The sequence below is a fragment of the Xenococcus sp. PCC 7305 genome (genome assembly GCF_000332055.1).
Lineage (GTDB): Bacteria > Cyanobacteriota > Cyanobacteriia > Cyanobacteriales > Xenococcaceae > Xenococcus.
In genome coordinates this window covers 1-5,326 of record NZ_ALVZ01000033.1, presented here as the reverse complement: position 1 = coordinate 5,326, position 5,326 = coordinate 1, and the positions used below count along the sequence as shown (strand labels likewise).

General features: G+C 41.5%; 5 protein-coding genes. 4 read left to right on the top strand and 1 reads right to left on the bottom strand.

Features of this window, described 5'->3' with window-relative positions:
* The first annotated feature begins 429 nt into the window (after positions 1–429).
* Both XEN7305_RS00465 and XEN7305_RS00460 read left to right on the top strand, forming a co-directional pair.
* Positions 430–852, top strand: coding sequence for a hypothetical protein (locus tag XEN7305_RS00465; RefSeq protein WP_006507327.1), 423 nt, complete (start codon positions 430–432; stop codon positions 850–852).
* Between the two features lie 9 nt (positions 853–861).
* Positions 862–1,857 (top strand): folate-binding protein YgfZ, encoded by a 996-nt coding sequence (locus XEN7305_RS00460; RefSeq protein ID WP_006507326.1) that lies wholly within the window; start codon positions 862–864, stop codon positions 1,855–1,857.
* Positions 1,858–1,973: 116 nt separating this feature from the next.
* Here XEN7305_RS00460 and rpsU read toward each other — a convergent pair whose 3' ends face one another.
* Entirely contained in the window at positions 1,974–2,150 is a 177-nt protein-coding gene (rpsU, locus tag XEN7305_RS00455) for a 30S ribosomal protein S21 (RefSeq protein ID WP_006507325.1), read from the bottom strand.
* 257 nt (positions 2,151–2,407) lie between these two features.
* Here rpsU and XEN7305_RS00450 point away from each other — a divergent pair, with 257 nt between their 5' ends.
* Positions 2,408–3,118: a hypothetical protein gene (locus XEN7305_RS00450; protein ID WP_006507324.1), complete on the top strand. Its 711-nt coding sequence runs from the start codon at positions 2,408–2,410 to the stop codon at positions 3,116–3,118.
* A 51-nt stretch (positions 3,119–3,169) separates the two neighbouring features.
* Positions 3,170–5,107, top strand: a complete 1,938-nt coding sequence (glgB, locus tag XEN7305_RS00445) for a 1,4-alpha-glucan branching protein GlgB (RefSeq protein WP_006507323.1) — start codon at positions 3,170–3,172, stop codon at positions 5,105–5,107.
* Positions 5,108–5,326: the final 219 nt, after the last annotated feature.

The following is a 5,326-nucleotide window of genomic DNA, read 5'->3' as shown; positions in this document are numbered from 1 at the left end:
GGGTAGGGCTGTTTCATTCTCAAAAAAGATAGATGGGGAGATGGGGATATCGGGATTTAGGGAAAAATTCCGACAAATAGTCGGTAGTTTAACGAAATTTGTTGAACAAGATTTTTTCCAATCAACGAGTTATTCCTCATTTAAGTTGGTAAACCCGAATAAAAACCCGCGAAAGGCAAGACTAAATTGTGGCAAAAATAAGCTAATTCATCTCTATTTTTCTATTTCCCCAATTCCCTATTTCCCTAAGTCCCTATTACTCATGTTTTATCTATATTGAAACAGCTCTAGGCTGATTAGGGGGGATAAAATAAACTAATAAAATAGGTCTAGCTCTCTCCCCCTTGAAGATTAATACGAAGCAAAATAGCAAGGTCGTAACCAAGCCGTTTTACAATCAGTAGGTATCAAGAAATAATTTTTGATTAGATGAAGCCCCAATTTAAAACCAGACCGGCTTGGGATAAAGCTCAAATATTGATGCAGCCAGCATTCATCCGCATTTTGGATAATATTCGTAAGCAGCTAGAAACTTCCCCATGGCAGGGGGATTTTAAAGATGTCACCCATCCGATTCCTGGTTATCTTTTATGTTTGACCAAAGATGATATCTCGATCGAAGTTGATATTTGGCAACTTTGTTATCAGGTTGTTGGCACCAACTATAGGCCAACTTTGCAAGATCTTGTTCCTGCCGATGATCAGACTAGTTCCGAATTGTCTATTGATGAGCGGCTGTTAGATGAGACAGGAGAGATTGATTGGCATCTGGTTGAAGCAAAAGCTCAACAATCGGTAAGGCAAGTCTTTGAACAATTGAAAATTGCGTGTCCTCGAATGGGGGAAAATTGAAAATTGAAAATGAATTATCAAGAAGTAGTGATTTGCGATCGCTCTAATTGGGGATTGTTACAAATAACAGGAGAAGATCGGTTAAATTATCTTCATAATCAAAGCACTAACGATTTTAATTCTCTCCAGCCCGGAGGGGGTTGCGAAACGGTGTTTGTCACTCCCACCGCAAGGACTATTGATTTGGCAACGACCTATGTCACAGAGGATGCGGTATTAGCTATTGTCGCGCCGAATCGCCGTAAATATTTATTGGAATGGCTAGACAAATTTATTTTCCCTTTTGATCGGGTTGAAGTTACAGATGTTTCTTCCGACTATGCTTTACTAACTCTAATCGGGACTGATAGCGATCGCATTTTATCTGAGTTAGGAGTAAATAATTTACCAGAACTCAAGCCCTACAATCATCAACTTATTTCCCTTGATGGGACGACAGTTCGCCTAGGGGTCGGCAGTGATCTGGCCTTGCCTGGTTACAATATTATTGTCCCTAGAGAGCAAGCAGCCAAAATTCGTGACTTGATCACAGCGCAGCAGGTGAGAGAAATTGGCGATCGCGAATGGGAAGAATTAAGAATATTACAAGGCAGACCAGCCCCAGATAAAGAATTAACCGAAGATTATAATCCTTTAGAAGCTGGATTATGGCAGACCATTTCTTTTGAAAAAGGCTGTTACATAGGACAGGAAACCATTGCTCGACTCAATACCTATAATGGGGTCAAGCAAAAATTATGGGGTGTCAAATTTGCCGACTCTGATCTTCAGGCAATGACAGAAGATTCTTTAGCTATGGGGACACCGATTACCCTAGAAGATAAAAAAGTGGGAGTCTTAACGAGTTTTGCGATCGCAAATCAGAAGCCATTTGCTTTAGCTTATGTGCGCACAAAAGCTGGAGGAGTCGGCCTATCTGTAGAGATAGGGGGCTTTTCGGGAGAGCTAGTAGACCTGCCCTTTCTCCATCATCCTAAGTTAGCAGACAATCAGGCTAGCAATTAACTAACAATTAACAGTAATTGTTTGAAACAAAAAAAATAGGGAGCAAGAAAGTTTTCTCATTCCCTATTTCTTATTTTATATTTCTTTTAAAGCCTTAATTTATCGTTACTAGTTGCTTAACGATAACGCTTCTTCCGACGAGCAATTGCTTTGCGCTTACGCTTTTCAATCGGCGTTTCGTAGTGACGACGGCGTTTAATATCAGCAAAAATACCTGCCTTTGATACCTGTCGTTTAAAGCGACGTAATGCAGACTCTATATTTTCATTTTGTCCTACAACCACTTGGGTCATTAAAGATCATCCTCCATTTTTTGTTTTTACGAATAGTTATGCTAGAAAGTTAATTACCAGTAAAATATATTATTAGACAGCATCAACTCGTTATCCCGCGACTTACCATCATACACTTATTTTTTCGATAACTCAATTTATAACAAGTGTAGCTTGAACTATTTGCTTGACAGATATCCCCTAAAAGATTACATATGACACTATATTAAGAAATGTAATTAATCTTAAAATAAATTATTCATCAAATAAGGTGGTCAATGGAATTTAAAAGAGAATTTTTTCCCCGTGTCCGCAAAACTGTAATGCCACGCCCCTATTTTGCCGAAGAGAGCGATATTCTGGGGCAAAGCGGCATCGCTTGGGCTGGGGAGGCTGCTATTCATGGCGATAACTGGTATTTAGATCATGGGCAAGGTTTAATTGAAGTCTTTGAAGCAGGCGCTGCGATCAGCTTCCATCATCTTCTCCCACGCAAAGATAAATATGAGAAAGAAGGGCTTTATCTAAGGCTAAAATTAGCTTATCGAACCACGGAAAATGCTAACGCCAATATTCGCAATTTTTCGGGCAACCACGTCACTTTACCCAACAGTTTGTACGGGAATATGTATGACGACCCCCAAACCTACTGGTACTTGACTGACGACCTCACACTTAATATCAATTCGATTTATGCAGGGGAAAAACTCTGGATTCAGCGGGTTGAATGGGAATGGATGAGTAAAGAAGTAGTTTATGAAGATGAAGTCCAAAAACAGGAGCTAGATCTGATTCGCTCCTCTGAAGACGTGGCAAACCTGTATGCTCCCAAGGGAATCACTGAGAGTTCTGTGAAAGATTTCCTGGTGGACAAAATTAGACAAGATGACGAGTTTGCCAAACATTGTCTAGCAATTTTAGGACAAGAAAAATTGAGGAGTAAGGACCTAACTCAGCTGTTTGTAGAAAGCGGAATTCCCCTGTCATAGTTGGCATAATTCTTAAACAATCAAAAAACATAATAATAATTTTTTTTAGCAATGACAGAAGTAAAACAAACTGATTGGTTGACCGATTTCGATTGTCACCTATTTGGGGAAGGGAAACATTATCAAATTTATGACAAACTAGGTTCTCATCTGACCGAAAGAGATGGAACATCTGGGGTCTATTTTGCTGTTTGGGCGCCCAATGCTCAGGAAGTCGGATTAGTAGGAGATTTTAATAACTGGGATGAACATCAATGTGTCATGATCAGAAACCCGATGGGAATTTGGGAAACCTTTGTCCCCAATCTCAAATTAGGGGAAAAGTATAAATATGCCGTCAAAAATTCTTTTGGCGATCGCCAGTTTAAAACCGATCCCTATGGTTATCAGCAGGAGTTGCGACCGGCTACTGCATCAATTGTGGCCGATTTGGACTACACCTGGCAGGATCAATCCTGGCTCGAAAAACGTCGCACAAGTAATCCCCATGAACAACCCATTTCTGTTTATGAAGTCCATCTTGGTTCTTGGTTGCATACCAGCCTAGAAACTCCTCCCGAAAAAGGTCAAGCTGTCCCTGTGGAAAATAAGCCTGGTGCACGCTTTTTGACCTATCGAGAACTAGCAGACAAATTAATCCCCTACGTTAAGGAAATCGGCTATACCCATATCGAATTATTGCCCATTACCGAGCATCCCTTTGATGGTTCTTGGGGTTACCAAGTAGTGGGTTACTATGCGCCGACCTCTCGCTATGGCAGCCCGCAAGACCTAATGTATTTTATAGATCGCTGTCACCAGGAAAATATTGGAGTTTTGGTTGACTGGGTGCCCGGACATTTTCCCAAAGATGCCCATGGATTAGCTTTTTTTGATGGAACAGCTCTTTACGAATATGCAGATTGGCGCAAAGGAGAGCATAAAGAATGGGGAACTTTAGTATTCAATTATGAGCGCAATGAAGTGCGTAATTTTCTGATTGCTAGTGCCCTATTTTGGTTTGAAAAATATCATATTGATGGTATTAGAGTTGATGCAGTTGCTTCGATGCTTTACCTTGACTATGCCCGTGAAGAATGGATTCCCAATATGTATGGTGGTCGAGAAAACCTAGAAGCTGTTTCCTTTCTCCGTCAATTAAACGAAGCAATTTTTCAAGAGTATCCCGGTGCGCTTTCGATCGCAGAAGAATCCACTGCCTGGGGCAGAGTCTCCTATCCCGTCGATGAGGACGGTTTAGGGTTCAATTTCAAGTGGAATATGGGCTGGATGAATGATACTTTGAGCTATTTGCAAGTTCATCCCCAAGAACGTTCCAATGTTCACGGCCAGTTAACTTTTAGTCTGTGGTATGCCTTCTCGGAAAAGTTTATGCTAGCCCTTTCCCATGATGAGGTCGTTCATGGCAAGGGGCATCTCTGGGGCAAAATGTCTGGTGATGATTGGCAGAAAAAGGCCAATTTGCGATCGCTGTTTGCTTATATGTTTACCCATCCCGGCAAGAAAACTCTTTTTATGGGTATGGAATTTGGTCAGATCCGAGAATGGAATGTTGGTGCTGATTTAGACTGGTGGCTCCTGGAGTCCGAACCCCATCAACAAATTCATCAGCTAGTCAAAGATTTGCATCAGATTTACCATGCTGAACCTGCACTCTATAGTGATGACTTTACGAATAATGGTTTCCAATGGATTGATTGTCATGATGCAGCTCGGGGGATGATTACCTATGTGAGAAAGGACAAAAATTCTGATGATGTTTTGACCATGGTTTGTAACTTCAAGCCCAATGTCTACCACAATTATTGGTTGGGAGTAAACCAACCAGGAACTTACGCAGAGCTTTTAAATACCGATGATCAAAAATATGGAGGTAGCGGTTGCCTCAATCCCAAACTAGAAACCAAACAATGGGAATCTTCTGCTTGGCCCTATGCTCTAGAGATTACAGTACCAGCCCTATCTGTGATGATCTTTAAACTCAAATAGTAACCGAGACAAGGAGATTCTGTAGGGGCGAATGGTCATTCGCCCCTACCACCATGATCTGTTGTAAATATTATTTAACGGGGCTTCGCCCTTGAAGGCAGAGGGCAGAGGGCAGCGGTGAGACCCCGCGCCGCCGTCAGGCGCAAGGGAACGCTCACCAAGAGAGAGGGCAGAAGGATAAAACTACTTCTAACTTATCCCTTTAGGTTGAATTCCTCC

What these genes read in the sequence shown, in the direction of transcription:
- XEN7305_RS00465 (WP_006507327.1), top strand. Translation starts at nt 430, where the DNA reads ATGAAGCCCCAATTTAAAACCAGACCGGCTTGGGATAAAGCTCAAATA.
- XEN7305_RS00460 (WP_006507326.1), top strand. Translation starts at nt 862, where the DNA reads ATGAATTATCAAGAAGTAGTGATTTGCGATCGCTCTAATTGGGGATTG.
- rpsU (WP_006507325.1), bottom strand. Translation starts at nt 2,150, where the DNA reads ATGACCCAAGTGGTTGTAGGACAAAATGAAAATATAGAGTCTGCATTA.
- XEN7305_RS00450 (WP_006507324.1), top strand. Translation starts at nt 2,408, where the DNA reads ATGGAATTTAAAAGAGAATTTTTTCCCCGTGTCCGCAAAACTGTAATG.
- glgB (WP_006507323.1), top strand. Translation starts at nt 3,170, where the DNA reads ATGACAGAAGTAAAACAAACTGATTGGTTGACCGATTTCGATTGTCAC.